This is a genomic window from Pectobacterium odoriferum, from assembly GCF_009931295.1.
Taxonomy (GTDB): Bacteria; Pseudomonadota; Gammaproteobacteria; order Enterobacterales; family Enterobacteriaceae; genus Pectobacterium; species Pectobacterium odoriferum.
This window is the reverse complement of the sequence record NZ_CP034938.1, coordinates 3,223,940-3,248,694: the sequence shown is the minus strand read 5'-3', so window position 1 is coordinate 3,248,694 and position 24,755 is coordinate 3,223,940. Positions and strand designations below refer to the sequence as shown.

Below are 24,755 nucleotides of genomic sequence, written 5' to 3'. Positions count from 1 at the left end.
GTCATGAGGTCGCTCCTTTATTACAGTGGGCCGTGCAAGCACGGCCTGAGTTGAGACAATAATTATATGCCACCGCTATGCTGGGTCGAGTGTGCCATTGCGGCTTTTGCGTTTATAGACCAGCGATGTCAATGCAATCGGAATGACGGTGGCAACCAGCGTGGCAAGGGCGAAGATTCCCCAAAACTGTGGCTTGATGGAGAGAATACCCGGTAGCCCACCCACGCCGATGCCATTTGCCGTTACGCCGTACAGCCCGCAGATGAGTGCAGCCGCAGCGGAGCCGATCATGGCGCACAGCATCGGAAAGCGGTATTTCAGGTTGATACCGTACATGGCGGGTTCGGTCACGCCAAGAAAGGCGGAAATCGCCGCAGGGACAGAAATTTCGCGTTCGTTGGCTTTCCGGCTGACGAGAATCACCCCGACGACGGCAGCCGCCTGTGCAATGTTGGACAGTGCGATGAGCGGCCAGACGGGGGTGCCGCCCATGCTTTGAATCATCTGCATATCAATCGCTAACGTTGTTTGGTGCACGCCCGTGATGACCAGCGGCGCATACAGGAACCCAAACAGCGCGGCGCCAATGGGAGCGAAGCTGCCTGTCATCACAGCCTTAACGGCCCAGGCGACGCCATCGCCAATCATACGACCAAACGGGCCAATCAACGTGTGTGCCAGGAAAACGGCCAGAATGAGCGAGGTTACGGGCACGACCACCAGATAGAGGTAATCCGGCACGATTTTTTTCAGCCGCGTTTCGATCAGGGCCAGCGCCATCCCGGCCAAGACGGACGGAATGACCTGTGCCTGATAGCCTATCTTCTCGATCGTGAACCAGCCGAAATTCCACACTTCAGGCGTTTGCTGACCGATGAGGTAGGCGTTCATTAGCTGTGGCGATACCAGCGTGATACCGAGCACGATGCCGAGGATGGGCGTGCCGCCCATTTTGCGTACGGTTGACCAGCAGACCGCAACGGGAAGATAGAAGAAGATGGCTTCGCCCAGCAGCCAGAGGAAATCGTAGATGGTTTGCCAGGTCGGGTAGAGCTGTACCAGCGTTTGCCCGTCGCGCATCGGAATATCGCCAATTACGTTACGTGCGCCGAGGATCAAGCCCCCGCTGATGAGCGCGGGAAGCAGCGGAAAAAAGATCTCGGCAAAATGTGAAATGCTGCGTTCAAACCAGCTCATGTTCTGGCGAGCGGCGACTTTGGCTTCTTCTTTATTAATCTCGCCTTTTCCCGTGGTGGCGAGCAGCGCTTTGTAATATTCATCCACGTTGGTGCCGATCACGACCTGAAATTGTCCGGCGTTGGTAAAACACCCTTTAACAATACGCAGCTCTTCAATGTTCTTGGGATGGGCTTTGGATGAGTCGTGCAAGACGAAGCGGAGACGAGTAATGCAGTGCGTGACCGCCGCGATGTTCTCACGCCCGCCGACCAGTTCGATCAGACGGTCAATATCCTGTTGTTTAACTTTACTCATAGTCATGTCCTTTTTATCTTTTTGCGCAGACGTCGGGGACGCGAAGTAAGTACAAAAAAGCATAGTCTGTTAACGGTGGTTTTGCCGTGAAAGGAAAATGCATTGAGCTGTTTTTAAAAGAGAATGTTCAGGCATGCGGTGTACTGCACAAATCTGCGACGTGTGGGTAGACAAAAAGGAAAGGGGAATGAACAGGGTGTGAGAGAGGATGAAAAAACAAAAGCCGCCTGTAGGAGGCGGCTTCAGAGATTGTTTATATCACAATCAGAACGGGCTGATGATTGACCCAATACGTTCACAGTAACTGACATAAACATCTCCCATTCTTTTAAAGAATTTGCTGATTTTGCGAATCATTTTCATTATCAGGCTCCTCTAACGGGTTAGTTAAATGTGATGTTCATCACGTTTTTAATGTTAGCGAAGATGAAATTGGATTTCAACATTTTTGTGATTTCAGTCACAAAAATATAACGATATGGTAAAGGGAATGCGTCATGAAGAGAAAGAATCTGATGCGCAGCCGGAAGGTCAGCGCATCGGGTAATGGATGGTATTCGGGGGAATATCAGGCAGGATAGCGATAAATATTGTGATCGAACCACTGCTCGCCAATCTGCTCAGCATCTTTCTCCGTATGGTGAAAGCGGAAGCCGAGTCGTTGAGCGACAGCGTTGCTACGCGTATTGGCGGTTGAGGCTCTGATGACGCAGCGGTCAACGAGGCTCGCATTGGTATAGGCCGTTATCAGCGTGCTGACGGCCTGAGAAACGATGCCTTTGCCTTCAAAGGCTTCGGCGATCCAATAGCCAATGACGCCCTCTTTATCCTGAATCGTGTTGAAGGAGACGATGCCAGCCAGCGAGTCGTCCCAGCGGATAAGATACACGGCGGCTGATTTGGCGAGGAATTCTTCTCTGTTGGCGCGAATGGTTTCACGTGTGTCATCGACGGTCTTAACAGAATCCGGCCAGGGTAACGTACGCCGCAGACGCGCTTTTTCCTGCTGAATCAGGGTAAAGAGCGCATCGGCATCGCTTTCTTCCTGAATCGTTAGGCACAAATGGGGCTGATGACGCAATGCATACAATGCATCTGTAAATGACGTATCGGCAAATGGCGTTGCCATAAAATCCCTCCTTTATCCCTGCAACGTACCGTCAACGATCGTGACGCTGTGCCCGCCGATCCACGGTTCATCGTTCAGGTAAGTGACGGTAATCTGGCCATCGCGCTGTAGCATAGTGCCCTGTCGCGCAAGGTAGCTAAGTGGTGCGGTGACGTTATTCGTTGAGTGCTGCTGGCGAAGCAGCGCAGCCAGACAGGCATTGGCGCTGCCGGTAACCGGATCTTCCTTGAGATGGCCGCGTTCGATGTAGAACGCGCGAACTTCATAATCGGCTGGCGTTGCGCCATCGTATGGGCCATAGATGGCGATGCCATTGGTCTGGCTGAGGTTTTGCACAACTGCGAGTGCCTCTGCATCCGGTGTGATGTTCAGGCAGGTGTCGGCGCTGTCTACGCGAATCACGAGCCAGCGAATGCCCATGTGTACCGCGGTGGGCGGGTAGCGGGTATCGATAGCGGCACGATCAAAACCAGCAATGCCCAGCGTTTTTTCCAGCAGTGGCAGGTGTTCACCGTCAAAGGGAACGAGGGTGGCCTGAGGCGCGTGAAAAGCGAGGCTCTTATCCTCACCGATGTTGATCGGCACGAGGCCAATACCGCATTGTTGCACCAACTGGCCCGGAGATTTAGGACGCAATCCTTCTTCCAGCAGGGCATGTGCGGTGCCTAGCGTAGGGTGTCCGGCAAAGGACAGCTCCGATTCTGGCGTAAAAATGCGGACGTGGTAATCCGCTAAAGGATCGGTGGCTGGCAGGACGAACGTGGTTTCTGACAGGTTTGTCCAGCGAGCGATCTCCTGCATTTGCGCATCGGTTAATCCCTTTGCCTCCATAATGACGGCAAGCGGATTGCCCTTGAAAGGCTGCTGGGTGAAAACGTCGACCTGTTTGAAACGACGTAGTATAGGCATCGCATTTCTCTCCTGTATGCGCTATCGCTTAAATATTACTCAAAACTAACCGCGATCCTATCGCGCGCTTGTGGCATAATGCGCGCCAAATCACATTCCGACTCGAGTATAAGTGCTGTGTTAAGTACCAACAATATCACCATGCAGTTCGGCAGCAAGCCGTTGTTTGAAAACATTTCCGTTAAATTTGGCGGCGGCAACCGTTACGGTTTGATTGGCGCGAATGGTTGCGGAAAATCCACATTCATGAAGATTCTCGGCGGCGATCTGGTGCCGAGCGGCGGTAACGTCTTCCTCGATCCTAATGAACGTCTGGGTAAACTGCGTCAGGATCAGTTCGCTTTTGAAAAATACAGCGTGCTGGATACCGTGATCATGGGCCACGGTGAGCTGTGGGCGGTAAAAGAAGAGCGCGATCGTATCTATTCATTGGCTGAAATGAGCGAAGCCGACGGCTATAAAGTTGCCGATCTGGAAGTGCAATACGGTGAGATGGATGGCTACAGCGCAGAATCACGCGCGGGCGAATTGTTGCTGGGCGTGGGGATTCCCGTTGAGCAGCACTATGGCTTGATGAGTGAAATTGCTCCCGGTTGGAAGCTGCGTGTCCTGTTGGCGCAGGCGCTGTTTGCCGATCCCGATATCCTGCTGCTCGACGAACCCACCAACAACCTGGATATCGATACGATCCGTTGGCTGGAGCAGGTGCTGAACGAGCGTAACAGCACCATGATCATCATCTCGCATGACCGTCACTTCCTGAACATGGTCTGTACGCACATGGCGGATTTGGACTACGGCGAGCTGCGTATTTATCCCGGCAACTATGATGAATACATGACGGCAGCGACGCAGGCTCGTGAGCGTTTACTGTCCGATAACGCCAAGAAGAAAGCGCAGATTTCCGAACTGCAATCGTTCGTCAGCCGCTTTAGCGCCAACGCCTCTAAATCCAAGCAGGCGACATCGCGTGCGCGCCAGATCGATAAAATCCAGCTGGATGAAGTGAAAGCGTCCAGCCGTCAAAACCCGTTTATCCGTTTTGATCAGGATAAGAAACTATTCCGTAATGCGCTGGAAGTTGAAGCGTTGAGCAAAGGTTTTGATAATGCTCCGCTGTTTAGCAAGCTGGGTTTGATGGTCGAAGTGGGTGAAAAAGTTGCTATTTTGGGTGCCAACGGTATCGGTAAATCGACATTGCTGAAAACGCTGGTCGGTGATTTCGAACCGGATAGCGGCACCGTGAAATGGTCTGAAAACTCAAAAATTGGCTACTACGCGCAGGATCACGAATACGAATTCGATGAGACGCTGACCGTTTTTGATTGGATGAGCCAGTGGAAACAGGAAAAAGACGACGAGCAAGCCGTGCGCAGTGTACTCGGTCGTTTGCTGTTCAGCCAGGATGATATCAAGAAGAAAGTGAAGGTGTTATCCGGTGGTGAAAAAGGCCGCATGCTGTTCGGTAAGCTGATGATGCAGCGTCCGAATATTCTGGTGATGGATGAACCGACCAACCACCTTGATATGGAATCCATTGAATCGCTGAATATGGCGCTGGAAATGTACGAAGGGACGCTGCTGTTCGTCTCTCATGACCGTGAATTTGTCAGCTCGTTGGCGACCCGTATTCTGGAGATTACGCCAAATAAAGTGATCGATTTCACCGGCAACTATGAAGATTACCTGCGCAGTCAGGGTATTCAGTAAGCCCCATACCGACTTTCAGGCCTAAATCATGGCCTGAAGGTCGGCTCTTTTCCTTTCTTTCGTTCTTTTTATGCTCTATTTGTTTCTTTTCGCTGATGCCATCGGACGGAAACATTCACCGATCCTGCCTGTATTTATTACCCAAATTAACGAACTTTAATAAACGCTGTTTTTTTTTCGTACTTGTTAAAAAAACAAAGAGAGATACACCGTAACCCTCTGAAATAAAACAGCAGTATGGTTTTTGGGCATAATTTTCAGTTTGCACAAAAGAAAACAATTTGTTAATCCCTGTCGTTATTTTTCTGTATTCAAATTCAGCCCATTCATTTACGTTTTCTCCTCGTTGCCAAATAAAAATAATTATCATTTAATTTATTTTATTGATTATTTGGGGGCCGTTAATGAACATCGATTTGACGCCGTATTATGCCGAGCCCGGTGAGCAGCCTTTTGGCGCCCGACGTATGGCAATGCCTTGGCGCAACCATGTGCCGCTTTCACCAGAACAGATTCCGGCCGGTTGGCAGACGCTGAAGCAGCAGACTGTGCCTGCGCGTAAGCGTCTGCTCTACTTGCACATTCCTTTCTGCGCTACGCACTGCACGTTCTGCGGTTTTTATCAAAACAAGCTGCGTGATGACAGCACGGCGACCTATACCCGCTATCTGTTGCAGGAATTGGCGATGGAAGCGGACAGCCCGCTGCATCAGTCTGCGCCGATTCATGCGGTGTATTTTGGCGGGGGGACGCCAACGGCGCTGGCGGCCGATGAACTGTCACAGATCATCCGCGCGATTCGTACCTCTCTGCCGCTGGCACCGGACTGTGAAATCACGGTGGAAGGGCGGGCGATGGATTTTGACGATGAGCGAATCGATGCCTGTCTGGATGCGGGAGCGAACCGCTTCTCCATTGGGATTCAGACGTTCGATACTCGCATTCGTCAGCGTATGGCGCGTACGTCAGATAAGCAGCAGTCAATTCGCTTCCTTGAGCGCCTGTGCGAGCGAGACAGAGCTGCCGTAGTGTGCGATCTGATGTTCGGCCTGCCGGAACAAACGCCGGAAATCTGGCGCGAAGATCTGGCGATCGTCAGTGATTTACCGTTAGACGGCGTCGATCTGTATGCGCTTAATCTGTTACCGACCACGCCGCTGGCGAAAGCAGCCGAAAACCAGCGCGTCGCGTTGCCTGATGTGGTGGCCCGTCGTGATTTTTACCGGACTGGCGCGGCATTTCTGGCCGATGCTGGCTGGCACCAGCTTAGCAACAGTCACTGGGCACGCACCACGCGTGAACGCAACTTGTACAACCTGCTGATTAAACAGGGCGCGGACTGTCTGGCAATGGGAAGCGGTGCGGGCGGCAATATAAACGGGCAAGCCTACATGATGGAACGCAGCCTGGAGCGCTACTACCAGCAGATCGATCAGGGGAAAAAACCGATCATGATGATGACGCCAGCCAGTCCTACCGGGCCGTGGCAGCACCAGCTTCAGGCGGGTATTGAGGTTGGTCGTATCAAGCTGCCTCAACTGACTCGACATGCCCGTGAACTTCAGCCGTTACTCAGCCAGTGGCATCAGGCCGGGCTGACCTGTGACGATTCCACCTGCCTGCGCCTGACCAATGATGGCCGCTTCTGGGCGAATAACCTGATGCAGGCATTACAACAAATTATCCCCCAGCTTAATGCCGAAGAGCATGCGCACTAACCGGAGACGCAACGATAACCATGACACTGAATGAATTACTGGCAACCAACCCTGATGGCACACTGGAAGAGATTGCCGGAAAGTATAATACCTCGCTGTTTGCTGTCGTTGAGGCCTTGCCTGCGGCTCAGCGTACGCTGGCAACGGGCGATCGTTTCGATCAGGTCTGGGACACGATTGCGACCTGGGGGGAAGTGACGCTCATCAGCCACACGGCAGACGCGATTCTGGAATTCAAGAGCGAGCTGCCAACCGGTACGCACCGTCACGGTTACTTTAACCTGCGCGGCAAAAATGGCCTGAGTGGGCATATCCGTGCAACGAGCTGTCAGCACATTGCATTTATTGAGCGTAAGTTCATGGGGATGGACACGGCGTCCGTGGTGTTCTTTAATGCCAGCGGTGCAGCGATGTTTAAAATTTTCCTTGGACGAGACAACCACCGTCAGCTGCTGAGCGCTCAGGTTGAGGCGTTCCGCGCGCTGGCGAGTGAATGACAACCGGAGCAGGTATGACGTGGTTACTTTTCGGCGCAGGCAATGGGGTTGGCGCCTGCTTATTACAGCGCGCCATTGAGTGCGAGCAGGCGGTCGTACTCGTCTTGCGTAATCCTGAACAGGCCAAACACTGGCGTGAGCAGGGAATGACGGTAGTGGAAGGCGATGCCTGCGACTCGGAAACGGTCGCGGAAGCCTGTCGCGTGGCGGGGCCTTCTGCCATTGTGGTATCAACAATGGGCGGAGGCACGGTAAATTATCAGGGCCATCGTATGGTGATCGATGGCGCAGAGCAGGCTGGCATCAAGCGTATGCTGCTGGTGACGTCACTGGGCTGCGGCGATAGCTGGCCGCTGTTGTCGCCACGCGCCAGAGCCGCATTTGGCTTCGCGGTACGCGAGAAATCACTGGCAGAAAGCTGGTTGCAGAGCAGTACGTTGGATCACTGTATCGTTCGTCCCGGCGGCCTGCTGGACGTGGTCGCGACGCACAATGCAAAACTGACGCAGGGTACTGCTACGCTGGGATTGGTGTCACGCTGGGATGTTGCGCTGGCGGTTGATCAACTGTTGCAGCAACCCGTGTTTGGCAATCACATCTACAATCTGATCGATCCCGATCTCACGATGCCCGCCATTCCGTAACTCTCGCTATTTTGTTGTCAATGTTGCTGGGAGAATTCCTCCCGGCATCAGTCAAACTGTTATAGTCAATCTGTCGAAAACTGTATCTGTTATCTCTCATGTGGCTATGTTCTAATCGATGCAAGCAGTGTTGTATTCCTCAAGCACGATGGTGATGACGATGGATGAAGTAAAACGCCTTCTGACCGAAGAGATCGAACGTATTAATCGGGAAGAAAAACGCGACAATAAAATACGTTTTAGCCGCAAATTCATGCAGTCTCACCCCTATCTGTTTGCCGCGATGCTGGTGAGCTACGTGCCGGTCGCGATCATCCTTTTTTATGCCCCTTATTTTGGTTTGCCCTACCTGATCGGCTTTACCGTTTTCCTGCTGGTGATGACGCTTGCCCTTTCAGTGGATATCAATCCGACCTATCGCTTTGAAGACATTGATACCCTGGATCTCCGTGTTTGCTATAACGGCGAGTGGTTTACTGTCCGCCACGTGTCGCAGGACACGCAGGATAAGTTGTTACACAACGAGCAGGTGCCGTCAGCCGTGAAAGCGGGGATAGAGAAAATTCGACGCACGAAAGGTGACGTTGATTTTTACGACGTCTTCTCGCTGGCCTACCACCAACAGCCTTCCCGTTAGCAGGCTCTTTCTGCCCTCAAACTGCCCATTCCGCGATGGCCAAATAATGCGCATGGCTTTTTCTATGCGCAGATTTTCATGGTGGCTGGTTTTCGCCGGAATACTGGTTTTCATGTAGTCATAATGCTACGTTCGTTATAAGCGGCGAGCGCCGCATTCTTGTGGTTTTTCAGACCGATGGTTTTTCAGGTTGATGGTTTTTCAAATACGGGCAGAACAGGACGATGAGCGAAAAGGTATTGCTGGTGATTCAGTTGGGCCAACCGCCGGAAGGCATCGCGTCTCAGGTGGGGCAGCAGGGGAAGTGGTTTACCGATGCGGTGCAGGGTAAGACGCAGCCGGTGCAGGTGGTTCGTCCCGATCTTGGGGAGCCGTTACCGCCGTTTGATACGCTGGCAGCGGTGGTGATTTCCGGCTCGTGGTCGATGGTCACGGATCGGCTGGACTGGAGCGAATACACCGCTGGCTGGCTGCGTGAAGCGTATTATGCGGATGTTCCTCTGCTAGGCGTGTGCTATGGGCACCAACTGCTGGCCGATGCGTTGGGCGGTAAAGTGGGGGATAACCCGAACGGCAAGGAAGTCGGCGTTCAGGTCGTGACAACCCATGAAGCCGCTGTGCACGACATTTTACTGCGTGATTATCCGCAGCAGTTTGGCGCTTATCTGACGCATCAGCAATCCGTGCTGGAACCGCCTGCGGGCGCGCAGGTGCTGGCGAGTTCAGAGATGGATGGCTGCCAGATTATCCGCTACAGCGATAAAGTGTTGACTGTACAATTCCACCCGGAATTTAGCGCGGACATCATGTTGACGTGCCTGCGTCATAATGAAACGGCCCTGCGACAGGGTGGGTGGGATGTCGATCGGATGATGGATATTCCGCAGGAACCCGTCTGGGCGCGCAAAATCCTGCTGGATTTTGTACAACGCTACGCGGCGAAATAGCCCTCGAACAACGTATTATTGTCGATAAAGCGTCCTTCTCGATCGTCACTCATCGGTGATGATCGAGCCAAAAATCATGACAGACTCATCCACCGAAACCGTCGCGCTATGGCAAAGTTTGAACAGCTCGCTCACCAGATCCGTGAGCAGCTTCAGGAAGGGATCTGGCAGCCGGGCGACAAACTGCCCTCGCTGCGGGAAAAATCACTGCACTCGGGCATGAGCCTGATGACCGTGCTGCACGCGTATCAGCTGCTGGAAAGTCAGGGGCTGATTGTGTCGCGTCCGCAGTCGGGTTATTACGCAGCACCGCAGTTGTCCGCACTACCGGCAGACAGCCTGCATTCGCCTGTGGGGCAGGAGCGCGTTCAGTTGACCGAAGACGTGGACGTCAATGCGTTCATTTTTGATGTGCTTCAGGCCAGCAAAGATCCGGCGGTGATGCCGTTCGGATCGGCGTTTCCCGATCCGCAGCTCTTTCCACAGCGTCAACTGACGCGCTCGTTGGCCTCGGTGGCGCGTCATATGCAGCCACAGAGCGCGCTGGATAATTTGCCGCCGGGTAATGAGAGCCTGAGGAAGAACATCGCCCAGCGCTATGCGTTGCAGGGGATTGCCGTCTCGCCCGATGAGATTGTGATTACGGCGGGGGCGATGGAGTCCCTCAATCTCAGTCTTCAGGTACTGACGGAGCCGGGCGATTACGTGGTGATTGAATCTCCGGCTTTTTACGGTGCGCTACAGGCGATCGAACGCCTTAAACTCAAAGCGATTGCGATAGCGACCGATCCGCAGCAGGGCATCGATCTTGACGCGTTGCAGCAGGCGCTGAATGATTACCCGATCAAAGCCTGCTGGTTGATGACCAATTTTCATAACCCGCTTGGCTGCACGCTGTCCTGGGAGAAGAAACAGCGGCTGGTGGCGATGCTGGAGACACACGGTGTTGGACTGGTAGAAGATGACGTCTACAGTGAGCTTTACACTGGCCTGCAACGTCCGCTACCCGCAAAAGCGTTAGATAAAAAAGGCACGATTCTGCACTGCTCCTCGTTTTCTAAAAATCTGGTGGCAGGGTTCCGCATTGGCTGGGTAGCGGCAGGGAGCCATGCGGGAAGCATTCAGCGTTTACAACTGATGAGTACATTATCAACCAGCGCACCGATGCAGCTGGCGATTGCAGATTATCTGGCGACCAGCAGCTATGACAGCCACCTGCGCCGCCTGCGGCGGGCGCTGGAGCAGCGCAAACATGCGGCATTACAGTCGCTACGCCGACACTTTCCCGGTGAAGTCCGCATTAATCATTCGCAAGGTGGTTATTTTCTCTGGCTGGAGTTGCCTGAAGGTGTCAGCAGCACGGAGCTATACCGTCGTGCGCTGGAGCGGGGCGTCAGCATTGCACCGGGGAAAATGTTCACGACCGGCGACAAATACGATCGCTATTTCCGCTTTAACGCGTCCTACGAATGGGACGATCGCTGCGAACAAAGCGTGATCGTCTTAGCATCGCTGATTCGGGCGCAGATAGCGAGCGTCTGACCCGATCACCCCTTTAGAGGTGTGGAGATGTTTGCCGCTTTTCTGCTACTGTTTCCGTCATGGCGGAAGGTGGCGGCATTGATGGCGAAAAACAGCCATAACCTTGCCGGAAATCAGGAAGTCGATAGGCACGATGCGTATAATCCCGGCTAAAGTTGAGCGATACCCGAATGCTGATCATTTAAGCTCATTTTTAGGGGAAACACAGGGGGAAGTTCCCGCAGGGAGGCCTCATCCCTGTGGTCGCCCCGTGTATCTCGATCTTTAAGCGATTGGCATTAGCTATTATACCCGGACCGCGCTGGCGGCCTTCCTGCACCCCGAAACCTATCGGATAGACAACGTAAATAACAGGAAAAACCACCCTGATGAGTATTCGCATTGTTCCTCAGGAACAGTTAGAACAGAACGAAAAATCGATGCCGGAAGGGAACATCCCTCCGCTGCTTTTTGCCAATCTGAAAAGCCTGTACAGCAGCCGCGCGGAGCGTCTGCGTCAGTTAGCTGAAGAGCACCCGTTGGGGGATTATCTCACCTTCGCCGCAGGCGTGGTGGAAGCCCAGCAGAAGGTATTGCACGATCATCCGTTGAAGCTTGACCTGAGTGACGTGCTGAAACAGTCCGGCGAACGTCCGCCGCTCGATATCGCGGTGTTCCCGCGTGATGCGCACTGGCATACGCTGCTGCGTGCGCTGATCGAAGAATTAAAACCGGATGCCAGCGGGCAGGTGTTATCCACGCTGGAGAATCTGGAAAAAGCCTCAGAGCAGGAGCTTGAAGAACAGGCGACAGCACTGCTGCAACACGAGTTTCGTGCCGAGAGCAATGATAAAGCCCCGTTCATCTGGGCAGCGCTGTCGCTGTTCTGGGCGCAGATGGCAAGCCAACTGCCCGGTAAAGCGCGTGCAGTTCCCGGCGAACATCGCCAGTTCTGCCCCGTGTGCGGCAGTATTCCGGTATCGGGCGTGGTGCAGTTAGGCACCTCCAGCGGGCTGCGTTATCTGCACTGTAATCTGTGCGAGAGCGAATGGCACATGGTGCGGGTGAAATGCAGCAACTGTGAAGAATCGAGCGAGCTGAACTATTGGTCGCTGGATAGCGAAAATTCCGCTATCAAAGCGGAAAGCTGTGGTCACTGTGGCACGTATCTGAAACTGTTGTATCAGGAAAAAGATCACCGTGTAGAAGCCGTCGCTGACGATTTGGCATCGCTGGTACTGGATGTGAAAATGGAGGAAGAAGGTTTTTCTCGCAGTAGCATCAATCCCTTCCTGTTCCCGGAAAGTTCGATCGAATAGCCACTCTAATCGGTGAAGCACGTTCGGGCTTCACCGCCTTTCTTGCAAAAAACCTATCCTTGCCACACGCCGCTGAAGTGCAGCAGCAAAACCAGCGCAGTTATCGCGATTGACGATGACGTAAGGACGATCAGCCCGTGGCTGGCGCGTGATAACACCGGTTGGCAAGAGGCGTTAAAGCGGTAGCGCAGAATCGCCAGCACCGACATCAGAGCAGAGACGCACAAAAGCAGGATGGCGCAGGCAAAAACGGCGCGGCTGTCATCTACCATGCTTAAACGAAAACACAGCAGGCTATTTATCAACATCACAAACAAGGTGCGTGTCCAGGCCATGCCGGTTCGCTGCGGCTGTAAACCGGGATCGCGTGTTGTCTCCATGTGCTACCCGAACAGGATCATGGCGGCAAGCGCGATGGCAATGAGGGTGATAAACAGCGTCACGATCAGCAGCATTGGCGTATACGGTATATCACTTTCCTGACGCATGGCTTTCTCATTGCTGGCCCAGCGACGATAGGCCAGACCGCCGAGCAATGCCGCACAGACGACTAGCAGCAGAGCCAGCCCCTGACGCACCAGCGGATCGAGATGAACGGTAAATTGATCGATACCCACCGCACCTGCAAGAAACGCCAGCGCGGTGCGAATCCACGCCAGAAAGGTGCGCTCATTCGCTAATGAAAAACGGTAGTCCGGGGTTTTCCCCTGACTCCACCACGGCGTTTTGTCCTGTCTGGGTGTTGTCATGTCGTCGTCTGATTTCAGGTTAAAAGAGGGCATCCGATTGGGCGCAGCGTCTGCATTCTAGCGCCCTTAGCGGGTTTCGTCTGCCCTGATGACTGTCTCAGTACAAAATGATGAAGCGCCCGATGGTGGCGCTTCGTTCTCTCAAGGGGCGTCTTTGCCCGCTTCATGGTTCTCAACCGCCAGCGCGGTGACCAGCGCGAACGCGCAGGCCAACAGCGTGCCCAGTATCCAGGCGAAATACCACATTTTCTTTCTCCTCAAATCGTTAGTAAACGGAGTGCTTATTTTCTTCGATGTAACGCGCATCGACCCGACCGAACATCTTGTAGTAACACCAACTGGTATAAAGCAGGATGGTGGGGACAAAAATGCAGGCCAGAATGGTCATCACCTGAAGCGTAAGCTGGCTGGACGTCGCATCCCAGAGGGTCAGGCTGACGTTGGGATCGAAGCTGGAAGGCATCACGAACGGGAACAGCGTAATCCCAGCCGTCAGAATCACGCAGACAATCGTCAATGACGAGGTCAGGAAACCCCAGCCGCAGCGGTTCACACGCGAGAAGAGACAGGTGAGCCACGGCAGAACTACACCCAATGCGGGGATCGCCCACAGCGACGGATACGCATTAAAGTTGGTTAACCAGGCACCGGCCTGCTGGACCACGTCTTTATTCAGTGGATTAGATGGAGCCGCTTTATCCAGCGTGGAGGTAATCAGGTAGCCGTCGATTCCGGTAACGACCCACAGGCCAGCCAGTAAGAAGGTGAGGCTCATCAGCGCGCTGGCGATTAGGACGGTTTTTTGCGCGCGACGCTGAAGTGCATCTGTGGTGCGCATTTGCAGGTAAATCGCGCCGTGTGCGACGATCATCGCAACACTCACGACGCCAGCCAGCAGCCCGAACGGGTTCAACAGGCCAAAGAACCCGCCGTGGTAGGTGAGGCGCAAATACTTATCGACGCTCAGCGGCACGCCCTGCAACAGGTTGCCTAATGCGATGCCGAACACCAGCGTGGGGACGAAGCTGCCGATGAAAATGCCCCAATCCCACATGTTGCGCCAGCGGTGATTTTCCAGCTTGGAGCGATAATCAAAGCCAACCGGGCGGAAAAACAGGGCGGCCAGCACCAGAATCATAGCGAAATAGAAACCAGAAAACGCGGCGGCATAAACCATCGGCCAGGCGGCGAACAGTGCGCCCGCCGCGGTGATCAGCCAGACCTGATTGCCGTCCCAGTGCGGTGCGATCACGTTAATCATCACCCGTCGTTCGGTATCGGTCTTGCCCAGCAGGCGCAGCAGAATGCCCACGCCCATATCAAAGCCGTCGGTGATAGCGAAGCCGATGAATAACAGGCCAATCAACCCCCACCAAATCAGACGTAATGTTTCATAATCCAGCATTATTATGGCTCCTGTTAAGGTTTTGCAGGTGTCGCGAGGGATTGTGTCGTCGGTTGTTCAAAGTGGTAGCGGCCGGTTTTCAGGCTACTTGGCCCCAGTCGGGCAAATTTGAACATCAGATACATTTCTGCGATCAGAAACAGCGTGTACAGTCCGCAAATCAGCCCCATCGACAGCAGGATGTCGTGTGCCTCAAGGGAGGAATTGGCGATGGCGGTAGGCAGAACTTCACCGACTGCCCACGGCTGGCGGCCGTACTCGGCGACGAACCAGCCGGATTCAATCGCGATCCAGGGCAGGGGGATGCCGTACAGCGCCACGCGGTGCAGCCATTTGCGCTGCCCCATGCGGCCGCGTATGACGCTCCAGAACGACAGAGCAAAAATGCCGAGCATCAGCACGCCGCAGCCCACCATCAGACGAAACGCGATATACAGCGGCGCGACGCGAGGAATCGAATCTTTGGTTGCCTGCTGAATCTGGTTTTCGCTGGCGTTGGCGACGTCATCGGTATAACGCTTAAGCAGTAGACCGTAGCCAAGATCGCGCTTGGCGGCCTCAAATTGTGCGCGAACGGCGGGGTCGGTGTTACCTGAGCGCAGTTCTTCCAGCAGGCCATAGGCCGTCATGCCGTTACGAATGCGAATCTCATGTTGCGCCATCAGGTCTTTAATGCCGACGACGGGTTTGTCGAGTGAGCGTGTGGCGATGAGTCCCAGTAGGTAGGGAACGTGGATTGCATAATCGTTCTGCATCGTTTCCTGATTGGGGATGGCGAACAGCGTGAAAGACGCGGGGGCGGGCTGCGTTTCCCATTCGGCTTCGATCGCAGCCAGCTTGGTTTTTTGTACGTCGCCCATCACATAGCCGGATTCATCGCCCAACACGATGACGGACAGCACCGAGGCCAGACCAAAACTGGCGGCAATCGCGAACGAGCGTTTGGCAAAGGCGATATCGCGGCCTCTCAACAAATAGTAAGAGCTGATCCCGAGAACAAACATCGCGCCGGCGGTGTAACCTGCGGCTACGGTGTGCACAAACTTCACCTGCGCGACCGGGTTCAGCACCAGTTCGGCGAAGCTCAGCATTTCCATGCGCATGGTTTCATAATTGAATTCGGCGGCAATCGGGTTTTGCATCCAGCCGTTGGCGACCAGAATCCACAGGGCGGAAAAGTTGGAGCCTAGCGCGACGAACCAGGTCACCAGCATATGTTGAACTTTGGTCAGACGATCCCAACCGAAAAAGAACAGGCCGATCAGCGTGGATTCGAGGAAGAACGCCATGAGTCCTTCCATTGCCAGCGGCGCACCAAAAATATCGCCCACGTAGTGAGAATAGTAAGACCAGTTGGTGCCGAACTGGAATTCCAGCGTCAGACCAGTTGCCACGCCCAGCGCAAAGTTGATGGCGAACAGCTTGCCCCAGAATTTGGTCATATCCTTATAGATTTGCTTGCCGGTCAACACATAAGTGGTGTTCATAATGGCCAGCAGGAAAGATAACCCCAGTGTCAGCGGGACGAAAAGAAAGTGATACATGGCAGTCAGGGCAAATTGCAGCCGCGACAGCTCAACGACATCAAACATGTTAGGCTCCTAGCTTCAGGCAGGAAAATGCTGTTATTCCGATGCTTGCCGGAATAAATAGTGATGAATAAAATGCGAATAAATTACCGCCGACGATATTTGCATCCGTCAGAAATTAACGTCACTGATTGAAGTGAGATAAAAATGAATAGTGAATAAAACGTGTGGGGATTATAGCGTGCAAAAACTGAAGGATAAATAGTACAGTTTGTTGATTCGGTTTTTTTATCTTTTATGTCATTATTTTGGTTTTATATTTTAATCTTACATTACTTCTTGGTGTTTAATTTTATTTGATTTTAATTTTTGGGTTTTTGTTCTGTATATTTGTTGGTGTTGGAAATTTAATTTAATTAAAATAGTACAGATTTGAAATGTATAAATATAACAGTTTCATTTTTTATTTTATTTTACATTTGACGATAAAGATAATAGGAAATTATCAGAATATCCTTACTAAAGAGGCGAAGATGATGTGCGTGTGCCGTATGCTAAATACGGCACACCTAATTGATATGATGAAATACGGGTGCCAGCGATTACACGGAAGGTGCTACTGGCCACACAACTGGCGCAGCGGTGAGATCAATGCGGTTCAACGTCACCAGATAAATTTTCCATTGGGTTAGCCGCTCTTGCTCTTCATCCGTGGCAATAGCCAAATCCACTGCGTAGTTCAGCTCGGCAATTCGGGTATTTGCTGTCGCGCGCCGTGCTGCCAGTTCCTGCTGTAGGCTTTTGGTTGCGGCAAGCTGTTGCGCTTCTAAGTTTGTCACCCAAGCCGCCCCATTCCACTGATCAAACTCGGTTGCTGGAGCCAGAAATGTCATATTGTCAGGCAGTTCACCGAACTGCGTCACCGTCTGCGCCTGTCGTGTTTCCGTACTGTAAACCGTCTGGCCGCGATAGTCTGGCACCGGTTCCCATGCCTTACCGTCTGCACTACGGCGCAAGGCTTGGCCGACAGGCGGCAATTGCGGTTCGTCTGCGTAGCTGTCGGCGGGCAGGCCAACACCTTGCATAACATACTCATAGCTCGCTGACAGGTATTCCCGCGTAGCCGGGTTAACGTGATAAACGGTAATCCATCCCGTATTGATGGCTAATCCGCGTTCGTTCAGTTCTGCGTTTTTAATTTGTGTTGAATAGTTGCTCATTATGCTGCTCTCACGATGTAGTTAAAGGCGATATTGCGGGGACGGGTTTCACTCTCACCAAACGAATACATCGGGTTACCCGTTCCAGATGATGATGATGATGACCCATCAGGCTGACTTTCACTGTGAACAACAAATGGGCCAGTTGCATCCAGCGGCGGGAATCCCCCTCCGTCGTACTGACCCCCTCCCTCGTGCGATAGTTTGAGCGCATGCTTGTGGCTGCGTATCGTATCGCCCTGTACTGATAGCAACGCACGCCCAGCATCAGCGCCGCGTCCGTCATCCCAACCGCGTACAAATTCGCCGCGTAAATCGGGCAGGAAACCGTTCGGATAACGGGATGCCAGAACAGGGTATTGTGCCGTATCGAACTGCTGACCGTTGCATTTCAGCCACCCTGCTGGCGCAACAGCGCCAGGGAATGGCAGCGGCATGCCGACCAGTTCGGATGTGGGTAGTGCGCCGATGGTTTGCGGGGTTAGGTTTCCATCATGATAGATTGAACGCCATGCCCCGCCTGCGGCTGCGATGTAAACGCGGTCATTGGTATGAATAACCGTCGAGCTATTCGGATTGCCAACAACAACAGTATTATCGGGTGATAACGACAGCATTTGTCTGTAACTCGCATCGGGCATCACACCGACTACTGCATCTCTAGCATTGAGGTCTAAATTCCCCCGCAGCCTAACTCCGCCCTGTAGATGACCGCCTGTAATTGGCAATGCGCCGACATCAGCCGCAGTCGGTTTAAATTGGGTTGTGTAAAATTTTTCCCACGGATGTTCAAATCCCATGCCATCACGCGCTGTGCGGTATGACAGCCCGCCATTTCCATACTCAGCCAAAAATTGCAATGATGGGCAACTGGACGCACCACCAAAAAAATGCACAACCATGTTGCTTGCGCCGGGAAACAGTGCCTGATAAACGCCTGAATTCGCATCCCACGCCACGTCACTATTATTTACATGACCTGTAAATCCCAGCGGGAATGCGCCAATATCCGTCGCGCTGGGTTTATTCGCTAAGCCGTCAAGCATGACATTCCAGCCCAGACTGTAGGAAATCCCATCCCAATTTTGGCGCGTTGCGACGGGGCCACGGTGAGGTAAATATATCTGGCTAATGACACCTGCTATTTCATCTACCAGTAAAAAACCGTATGAATACAGAATTTCCCCACGAATGTTTTTGGGCATATCTGTAACGGTATTACCGTCATTAATAGCTACTCGATACACTCCTACCTGATTACATGCCGCAAACGTTCCGCCATTTACCAATTCGCCGCGATAAACAAGTGTCGAAAGAAATCTCGCCTTATCAGGAATATCCGCACCGTTCTGATCTTTTGCCAGCTTACCCGCTAGTGCATTCAACACCGTTGTGCTGAAGTTCGGATCATTACCTAATGCGTTCGCCAATTCTTGCAGCGTATCGAGCGCCGCAGGAGAACCATTAACCAATGCTGCTACGGCGGCTTTCACAAAGGCCGTTGTCGCCAACTGTGTGTCATTAGAACCGGATGCGGCAGTCGGCGCGGTTGGCGTGCCCGTGAATGCAGGACTGGCTTTTGGGGCATACTGAGGATGCGCATCGAGGATGGAAGCATGGGCATTCAGCTTATTGGCTACGTCAGTTTTCACATCAGCAATGGCATTCACCACGGTGGTACTGAAGTGCGGATCGTTGCCCAACGCGTTCGCCAGCTCTTGCAGCGTATCCAGTGCTGCCGGAGAGCCATTGACCAGTGCGGCAAGGGCCGATTTCACAAATGCTGTGGTGGCAATTTGCGTGTTGTTTGCCGTTTGTGCTGTCGTTGGCGCGGTGGGTGTTCCTGTTAGCGCCGGGCTATTTTTGGGGGCATATTGCGAATGCGGGTCGCTGGCAGCGAGATGTACCTGCAAACTCTCACCCGTGGTTTCCTGCATTTTTTTCAGGTAAGCCGTGCGGCTGGCTAATTGCTCTGCCTGACGGTTAGAGATCCCCCCTGGGCCTGCGACAACGGGGTCCGATGTCTCAAGCTGATAAATTCCATCAATCCAGCTTTCTTGTTCAGATAAATTCGCCATGTTCATGCGTTCCTATGGTTGTGACGTCGCTACGATGCGGTTTTAACAGCGATTCTTTCTGTTTCCACGCCGATGTCAGCATCATGCCGATGGCTATAAAACAGTTTTAGTAACGATGATGAGAGTACCTTTTGCGATGGGGTTGGTTTAGTAACGGAGTTTAAAAATTGAAGTGAAACGTGTACGAACTCAGCAGCCATCGTGCGGACAACATGCCCTTGCTTTCCGCTAAATGTGAATGAGTGCAAATGGCGCGTTAATTGCATATTTCTGAACGTGGTTTTTTCAGGAGAGACAGTAATGGTGGCGGAGCCTTCAACGACAATTCGATTTTTACTTGCCTCGCGCCAGTGTGAGCTGAACAGCCTGCGTTACCTGCTGCAAAGCGGTGAGCTGGTGGGCAAAATCAGCCAACTCGTCCATCTATTGCAGCGTGAACGGGGAACAGCCAACCTGTTTCTTTGCTCCGATGGTCGACTGTTCGCCGACGAACTGGCGCTACGTGAGAAAGACGTGCAGGCGGCACAGGCGCATTTGATGACGCATCTGGCCGGGTTGGAAAAAATGACGGCGGAATTGCCGCAGGCGAGCCGTTTATTCAGCCGTGTTGCCAGCGTGGTTTATGCGCTGAGCCTGCTGCCCGCGCTGCGCCAGCAGATTTGCCAGCGTTTGCTGCCTCAGCCGCAGGCGATGACGTTTTTCAACGACATTGTTCGCAACCTGCTGGCGCTGGTTTTTGAGGTCTCGGATACGGCAGCCGATCCGGGGATTTCCCGCGCGCTGATTGCCATGTTCAGCTTTATGCAGGGGAAAGAACTGGCGGGGCAGGAGCGTGCTATTGGCGCGGCAGCCTATGCGGCGGGCAGTGTCGATGAGGAAACCCGGCAAAAGCTGCTGGATTTGATTGAACGGCAGGAGCGCTGTTTCGATACCTTTCTGAGTTTTAGCGATGAAGAAAACCAGCAGCGCTGGCGGGCTATCGCGGTAGACAGCGAATTTGAGCGCCTGCGCCGCATTGTGTGCACCCGCAGCCCGATAGAAAAGCTGCCGGAAGCCGATAGCCTGCACTGGTTTTCGATTGCCACGCGGCGCATTGATGAAATGAAGCAGATGGAAGATGAACTGGAGCAGACGCTGATGCAGCGCTGCCGTACCCGTATTGCGTCAGCGGAGAAGGCATGTAGCGATCAGCGCGCAGATCTCGACGCACTGATGGCACAGCAGGAGCATGACGATCCCGGTTATTCGATATTTATCGCCGGTCATGGCGTGGAAGGGCAAAGTGCGCAGCCCAACTGGCTACATAGCGATGGTGTCAGCCCACAGCTGGGGCGTTCGCTACTGTCGCTGGTGCAGCAACAGTCGCGTCGCTTACAGGCGCAGGATCATGAATTGGCTGCGCTGCGAGCCACGTTGAATGAAAGAAAGCAGATCGATCGTGCGAAGGGCTTGCTGATGCAGCACCGTGGATTAAGCGAAGAAGAGGCCTACAAAACCCTGCGCCGCATGGCGATGAGCCAGAATAAAAAGCTGATTGACATCGCGACGGCGATGCTCGCGGTGGCCGATGTATTTGGTGATACCCCTTAAGAGGTATATGCACATGAACTGTGCGTGTTCTGCCAGTTGGCGGTGCAAGACCTCGTTTTGTTAGAGGGAAAATAGCGGAGTAACTGACAGTGTTAAGTGATTTCGTGCGTAGCGGGTTCTCGCTGTCGTTGTGCTGTGATAAGCGTAAATAACGCTGAAGAAAAAACAGGCTTAGGATGAGCGGCAGGGAAGCCGCGAAAGCCGTTGCCGCGTCGGGAACGCGTCAACTGCGGTCCGTTAAGAGGCTGTTTTTTCTGAAGGTATCGCGTAGCGACGTTATTTTTCGCGAAAAAGCCACGGGTCACGGGGCGGCGGCGACTGAGCGCCCCGTGTCGGGCGCGTGCTACGACGTAGCATAGAAATGGCAATATTCTGGCGCACGAAACAATAACCTTAAATTACATATTGTTACCTAAATTTCAGTTCACCTCACGATTAAACCACTCCCCTCGGCAATATGTAAAAGTGTGATAGCTGGCACAAACCTTGCTTTAAGTCATTAGCAACAACCAAACATTCATAATGCGTTTCGGGCCAACGGCGGTGCGGAAGGTGTTAATCGGACAACGGCGTCCATAAGCGTGCAGATTCTGCATGGGCTTGTGGACGCCGTTTTTTTTTTACCGCTTGAAAAGGCGTTTTTTCGTAAGGGTGTCGTTGATGAGTGATTCCAAAACCAAAAGCATGACCGTCTCTCGCCGCCAGTTTCTGTTGGGGAGTGCTGCACTGGGAGGCAGCCTGATGCTGCCGGGGTTGATGAATAGCGCCTGGGCTGCCGGTTCCGATGCGCCGGAGAAAAAGGAAATTCGGGTTGGGTTTATCCCGTTGACGGACTGCGCCTCGGTTGTGATGGCGGCAGTGAAAGGTTTCGATAAGAAATACGGCATCACCATTGTTCCCAGCAAAGAAGCCAGTTGGGCCGCGGTACGCGACAAGCTGGTATCGGGCGAGCTGGATGCCGCCCACATTCTGTATGGTCAGCTGTACGGTCTGCAAATGGGGCTGTCTGGCTCGCAGAGCAACATGGCGGCACTGATGACGCTCAACCAGAACGGACAAGGCATCACGCTGGCGAACCAACTGCGTGCAGCCAACGTCACGGATCTCGCCGCGCTGCAAAAGTATATCGCTGCCAGCCCGGCGGGCACCTATACCTTCGCCCAAACCTTCCCTACTGGCACACACGCCATGTGGCTTTATTACTGGCTGGCTTCCGCCGGCATTCATCCGCTGAACGACGTGCGCACCGTGGTGGTGCCGCCGCCGCAGATGGTGATGAACATGAAGATTGGCAACATGGTCGGCTACTGCGTCGGCGAGCCGTGGAACCAGCGTGCCATCAGCGAAAACATCGGCTTTACCGCCGCCACCTCGCAAGACATTTGGCCGGATCACCCTGAAAAAGTGCTGGGCACCCGCGCTGACTGGGTAAACGCCAACCCGAATAGCGCCCGCGCGCTGACCGCCGCGATCCTCGATGCCTCACGCTGGATTGATGCCTCGGACGACAACCGCCGCGAAACGGCAGGCGTCGTTGCCGGACGCGCGTACATCAATGCCAAAGAAGAAACCATCGTCGGACGCATGCTGGGTCAGTACGAAAATGGGCTGGGGAAAAGCTGGAAAGACGAACACGCGATGCGTTTCTACCACGACGGTTCCGTGAACTACCCGTACCTGTCCGACGGCATGTGGTTCCTCACCCAGCACAAACGCTGGGGCTTGCTCACCGAAGAGCCGGATTATCTGGCTGTCGCGAAGCAGGTTAACCGTATTGATATCTATAAGCAGGCGGCCGATGCCGTGGGGAATGTGCCATTGCCCGGTAGCGATATGCGCAGCAGCGTACTCATCGATGGCCGTCGCTGGGATGGTAGCGATCCAGCGGGTTATGCCAACAGTTTTAGCGTGAAGAAATAAGTGAGGTTGATGATGAAAAACCAGGCCCAGGTCATTCCAATTACCGCGGATAACGTCCCGGAAACCGTACACAGCGCCGACATTACGCCGCTGCCAACTAAACCCGCAACGCCTGCAAAAGCACCGGTGGCATCGGCTTTCGTCTATCGCCCACTGCTGCGCAAGCTGTTTCAACAACTTTTCCCTGCGGTACTGGGGCTGGGGTTGCTGGTTGCGGTCTGGCAGATTGCTGCACTCAACAGCGAAAACTTCCCGACGCCGTGGACGACCTGGCTTGCGGCGCTCAGCCTCTTTGCCGATCCGTTTTACATCGCAGGGCCGAACGATCAGGGCATCGGCTGGAACGTATTGGCCTCGTTGCAACGTGTTGGTATTGGCTTCGGACTGGCGGCACTGGTTGGCATTCCTGCTGGTTTCCTGATTGGTCGGTTTACGTTTCTGGCTAACATGCTCAACCCGATCATTTCGCTGCTGCGTCCGGTCAGTCCGCTGGCCTGGCTGCCTATCGGCCTGCTGCTGTTCCAGCGTGCCGAACCGGCATCCAGTTGGACCATTTTTATCTGCTCCATCTGGCCGATGATCCTTAACACCGCCGAAGGTGTGCGCCGCATCCCTCAGGATTACCTGAACGTGGCGCGGGTGTTGAAGCTCTCCGAATTTACCATCATGCGCAAGATTCTGCTGCCTGCGGTGCTGCCTAACGTATTGACCGGTGTGCGTCTGTCGATTGGCGTCGCCTGGCTGGTGATTGTGGCGGCGGAAATGCTGACCGGCGGCGTCGGTATCGGCTTCTGGATTTGGAACGAGTGGAACAACCTGAATGTAGAAAACATCATCATCGCCATCGTGGTGATTGGCGTTATCGGCCTGCTGCTTGAGCAGGGACTGGTGTGGATTGCTAACCGTTTCAGCTATGACAACCGCTAAGGAGCCGACGATGCGTACAACACCCATTATTCAAGTGCAGCAGGTGAGCCAGCGTTTCAATACCGCCAGCGGTGAGTTTCTGGCGCTGGATCAGGTGAGTTTTGATATTCACACCGGTGAGACGATCAGCCTGATCGGCCATTCCGGCTGCGGCAAATCTACGTTATTGAACCTGATTGCGGGTCTGACGCTGCCGAGCAGCGGCGGCCTGCTGTGTGACAACCGTGAAATCGACGGCCCGGGGCCGGAGCGCGGCGTGGTCTTTCAGAACCACTCACTGCTGCCGTGGCTGACCACCTATGAAAACGTGGCGCTGGCGGTACGCCAGGTGTTTCGCGGTCAGATGAACAAGCGCGAAATGCACGAATGGATTATCCACAATCTCGAACTGGTACATATGGAGCATGCGCTGAACAAACGGCCGAATGAGATCTCCGGCGGGATGAAGCAGCGTGTAGGTATCGCCCGCGCGCTGGCCATGAAGCCGAAAGTCCTGCTGATGGATGAACCGTTCGGTGCGCTGGATGCGCTGACTCGCGCACATCTTCAGGATGCGGTGATGGAGATTCAGCAGCGGTTGCAAACCACGATTGTGCTGATTACCCACGATGTCGACGAAGCGGTACTGCTGTCGGATCGCGTGCTGATGATGACCAACGGCCCTGCGGCGACGGTCGGTGAAATCATGAATGTCGAGCTGGAACGTCCACGTTCACGCGTGGTGCTGGCCGACGATCCACGCTACCACCACTACCGCCAGCAGGTGCTGCATTTCTTATATGAAAAACAGCCTAAAGCAGCCTGACAGCGAG

General features: G+C 53.7%; 23 protein-coding genes. 13 read left to right on the top strand and 10 right to left on the bottom strand.

Features of this window, described 5'->3' with window-relative positions; genetic code table 11:
- Positions 1 to 75 precede the first annotated feature (75 nt).
- From treB to EO763_RS14570, 3 genes are all read right to left on the bottom strand, one after another.
- Positions 76 to 1,494: a PTS trehalose transporter subunit IIBC gene (gene treB / locus EO763_RS14580; RefSeq protein ID WP_161529387.1), complete on the bottom strand. Its 1,419-nt coding sequence runs from the start codon at positions 1,492 to 1,494 to the stop codon at positions 76 to 78.
- 568 nt (positions 1,495 to 2,062) lie between these two features.
- Positions 2,063 to 2,623, bottom strand: a complete 561-nt coding sequence (locus EO763_RS14575) for a GNAT family N-acetyltransferase (RefSeq protein ID WP_161529386.1) — start codon at positions 2,621 to 2,623, stop codon at positions 2,063 to 2,065.
- A gap of 12 nt (positions 2,624 to 2,635) precedes the next feature.
- Positions 2,636 to 3,532, bottom strand: coding sequence for a PhzF family phenazine biosynthesis protein (locus EO763_RS14570; RefSeq protein ID WP_161529385.1), 897 nt, complete (start codon positions 3,530 to 3,532; stop codon positions 2,636 to 2,638).
- A 117-nt stretch (positions 3,533 to 3,649) separates the two neighbouring features.
- Between EO763_RS14570 and EO763_RS14565 the strand changes: the two genes are divergently transcribed.
- The 9 genes from EO763_RS14565 to fdhE all read left to right on the top strand — a co-directional run bounded on the left by EO763_RS14565 (position 3,650) and on the right by fdhE (position 12,525).
- A complete protein-coding gene (locus tag EO763_RS14565; RefSeq protein ID WP_161529384.1) occupies positions 3,650 to 5,242 on the top strand; it encodes an ABC-F family ATPase in 1,593 nt (530 codons plus the stop codon).
- A gap of 404 nt (positions 5,243 to 5,646) precedes the next feature.
- Positions 5,647 to 6,960: a heme anaerobic degradation radical SAM methyltransferase ChuW/HutW gene (hutW, locus tag EO763_RS14560; RefSeq protein ID WP_161529383.1), complete on the top strand. Its 1,314-nt coding sequence runs from the start codon at positions 5,647 to 5,649 to the stop codon at positions 6,958 to 6,960.
- Positions 6,961 to 6,980: 20 nt separating this feature from the next.
- Positions 6,981 to 7,457, top strand: coding sequence for a heme utilization cystosolic carrier protein HutX (hutX, locus tag EO763_RS14555; RefSeq protein WP_244322000.1), 477 nt, complete (start codon positions 6,981 to 6,983; stop codon positions 7,455 to 7,457).
- Positions 7,458 to 7,471: 14 nt separating this feature from the next.
- Positions 7,472 to 8,101, top strand: coding sequence for an NAD(P)H-binding protein (locus EO763_RS14550; protein WP_161529382.1), 630 nt, complete (start codon positions 7,472 to 7,474; stop codon positions 8,099 to 8,101).
- Between the two features lie 160 nt (positions 8,102 to 8,261).
- Entirely contained in the window at positions 8,262 to 8,738 is a 477-nt protein-coding gene (locus EO763_RS14545) for a YlaC family protein (protein ID WP_010295331.1), read from the top strand.
- A gap of 224 nt (positions 8,739 to 8,962) precedes the next feature.
- Positions 8,963 to 9,685 carry a glutamine amidotransferase gene (locus EO763_RS14540; RefSeq protein ID WP_161529381.1) on the top strand — a complete coding sequence of 241 codons (723 nt, stop codon included), beginning with the start codon at positions 8,963 to 8,965 and terminating at the stop codon, positions 9,683 to 9,685.
- Between the two features lie 108 nt (positions 9,686 to 9,793).
- A complete protein-coding gene (locus EO763_RS14535; RefSeq protein ID WP_161529380.1) occupies positions 9,794 to 11,227 on the top strand; it encodes an aminotransferase-like domain-containing protein in 1,434 nt (477 codons plus the stop codon).
- A gap of 27 nt (positions 11,228 to 11,254) precedes the next feature.
- The gene (locus EO763_RS23765) at positions 11,255 to 11,380 is read left to right on the top strand and encodes a hypothetical protein (protein ID WP_258034202.1); all 126 of its coding nucleotides are present in this window, start codon (positions 11,255 to 11,257) and stop codon (positions 11,378 to 11,380) included.
- A gap of 215 nt (positions 11,381 to 11,595) precedes the next feature.
- Complete coding sequence (fdhE, locus tag EO763_RS14530) at positions 11,596 to 12,525, top strand: formate dehydrogenase accessory protein FdhE (protein WP_095995016.1); 930 nt, start codon at positions 11,596 to 11,598, stop codon at positions 12,523 to 12,525.
- Between the two features lie 53 nt (positions 12,526 to 12,578).
- Here fdhE and EO763_RS14525 read toward each other — a convergent pair whose 3' ends face one another.
- From EO763_RS14525 to EO763_RS23645, 7 genes are all read right to left on the bottom strand, one after another.
- Positions 12,579 to 12,905: a DUF202 domain-containing protein gene (locus tag EO763_RS14525; protein ID WP_039506163.1), complete on the bottom strand. Its 327-nt coding sequence runs from the start codon at positions 12,903 to 12,905 to the stop codon at positions 12,579 to 12,581.
- Between the two features lie 3 nt (positions 12,906 to 12,908).
- Complete coding sequence (locus tag EO763_RS14520) at positions 12,909 to 13,274, bottom strand: YidH family protein (protein WP_161529379.1); 366 nt, start codon at positions 13,272 to 13,274, stop codon at positions 12,909 to 12,911.
- Between the two features lie 141 nt (positions 13,275 to 13,415).
- Positions 13,416 to 13,520, bottom strand: a complete 105-nt coding sequence (cydX, locus tag EO763_RS14515) for a cytochrome bd-I oxidase subunit CydX (RefSeq protein ID WP_010295317.1) — start codon at positions 13,518 to 13,520, stop codon at positions 13,416 to 13,418.
- Between the two features lie 19 nt (positions 13,521 to 13,539).
- Positions 13,540 to 14,679, bottom strand: coding sequence for a cytochrome d ubiquinol oxidase subunit II (cydB, locus tag EO763_RS14510; RefSeq protein ID WP_161529378.1), 1,140 nt, complete (start codon positions 14,677 to 14,679; stop codon positions 13,540 to 13,542).
- A 14-nt stretch (positions 14,680 to 14,693) separates the two neighbouring features.
- On the bottom strand, positions 14,694 to 16,271 hold the full coding sequence (gene cydA / locus EO763_RS14505) for a cytochrome ubiquinol oxidase subunit I (protein ID WP_039506160.1): 1,578 nt from the start codon (positions 16,269 to 16,271) through the stop codon (positions 14,694 to 14,696).
- Positions 16,272 to 16,810: 539 nt separating this feature from the next.
- Complete coding sequence (locus tag EO763_RS14500; protein WP_161529377.1) at positions 16,811 to 17,428, bottom strand: tail fiber assembly protein; 618 nt, start codon at positions 17,426 to 17,428, stop codon at positions 16,811 to 16,813.
- Positions 17,428 to 19,506 carry a phage tail protein gene (locus EO763_RS23645; protein WP_244321999.1) on the bottom strand — a complete coding sequence of 693 codons (2,079 nt, stop codon included), beginning with the start codon at positions 19,504 to 19,506 and terminating at the stop codon, positions 17,428 to 17,430. Before EO763_RS23645 ends, EO763_RS14500 begins: the two co-directional genes overlap by 1 nt.
- A gap of 300 nt (positions 19,507 to 19,806) precedes the next feature.
- Here EO763_RS23645 and EO763_RS14485 point away from each other — a divergent pair, with 300 nt between their 5' ends.
- The 4 genes from EO763_RS14485 (at position 19,807) to EO763_RS14470 (ending at position 24,748) form a co-directional block, all read left to right on the top strand.
- On the top strand, positions 19,807 to 21,096 hold the full coding sequence (locus EO763_RS14485; protein WP_161529376.1) for a nitrate regulatory protein: 1,290 nt from the start codon (positions 19,807 to 19,809) through the stop codon (positions 21,094 to 21,096).
- A 660-nt stretch (positions 21,097 to 21,756) separates the two neighbouring features.
- A complete protein-coding gene (locus EO763_RS14480; protein WP_039506155.1) occupies positions 21,757 to 23,016 on the top strand; it encodes a CmpA/NrtA family ABC transporter substrate-binding protein in 1,260 nt (419 codons plus the stop codon).
- Between the two features lie 12 nt (positions 23,017 to 23,028).
- A complete protein-coding gene (ntrB, locus tag EO763_RS14475; RefSeq protein WP_161530408.1) occupies positions 23,029 to 23,943 on the top strand; it encodes a nitrate ABC transporter permease in 915 nt (304 codons plus the stop codon).
- Positions 23,944 to 23,953: 10 nt separating this feature from the next.
- Entirely contained in the window at positions 23,954 to 24,748 is a 795-nt protein-coding gene (locus EO763_RS14470; RefSeq protein ID WP_161529375.1) for an ABC transporter ATP-binding protein, read from the top strand.
- Positions 24,749 to 24,755: the final 7 nt, after the last annotated feature.